This window comes from Oligella sp. HMSC05A10, assembly GCF_001808335.1.
GTDB lineage: Bacteria > Pseudomonadota > Gammaproteobacteria > Burkholderiales > Burkholderiaceae_B > Oligella > Oligella urethralis.
This window is the reverse complement of sequence record NZ_KV792891.1, coordinates 1-954: the sequence shown is the minus strand read 5'-3', so window position 1 is coordinate 954 and position 954 is coordinate 1. Positions and strand designations below refer to the sequence as shown.

The following is a 954-nucleotide window of genomic DNA, read 5'->3' as shown; positions in this document are numbered from 1 at the left end:
CAGTAACGGTATCTAACTGCAAATCACCGCCGGCCCCTAGGTAAGTCAGACCCTCGCGACCGCTATGACTGACAAGCGCTCCGGTCAAGATCATGTCCTTGCCTGCCGAGAGGAGTAACTGCGCCTCATCACCGCTCACATGAATACTCGCTAAGCGATCAATGCCCTGACGCTCACCACTAAAGTGACTGCCATTACTACCCGCTACATCCGCATGCGTATGGTAGGTGATACTCTTGATATCCAACTGATTACCCGCACGGATGCTCGCTAGCTCTTCTGCACTGACCGTGCTGCCCGCAAGCGTAATATCGCTATCAGCAACAAGTGCAACACGTTTGGCTTGAATACGTGCCAACTCCTGATCAATGGTATCGGCTTTAATGCTGACAATTTCACGACCGGCCACTGTACCGCTATTAACAAAACCGTCTTTAACCTGCAGCTCCACTGTATTACCGGCAAGTAACGCCCCTGATTGTGCTAAGTCACCTTGACGCGGTTTCACATACACGCGTGGTACCAGCACCTCTTGAGTAGTACCATTCGCTAAGGTCACGGTCTGACTTTCCAGCCAGACAATATCACTGGTTAAACGCGCCACTTGCGCTGCCGTTAACGCTATGCCCGGCGTTAAGCCCTGCGCCATCGCAAAGCTCACACCCTGCTCCATCAAGGCTTTAAACTGCTCTTCATCACTGTCATAACCATCTAAAAAGCGTTGACCTGTCAACTGTAATATCTGCTCACGCAGTAAGCGCTGCTCATAGTAACCATCACCTAAGCGTTTTTGCATACGCGCCGGATCCTGATTGAGCGCTTGCAGCATATAATCACTGCTTAACCAGTGACGCTGATCGGCAAAGGCTGGATCCGTTTCAACTAGGTAGCGTGTGCGAGTCGGGTCGACACTGTATAAACTACTTGTTGGTACTAAATACGATGGCGCTTGCG

1 pseudogene is annotated in these 954 nt (G+C 51.0%); it reads right to left on the bottom strand.

What is annotated here, in order from left to right:
* A pseudogene (locus tag HMPREF3144_RS11670) lies at positions 1-954 on the bottom strand (adhesin); the annotation flags it as partial.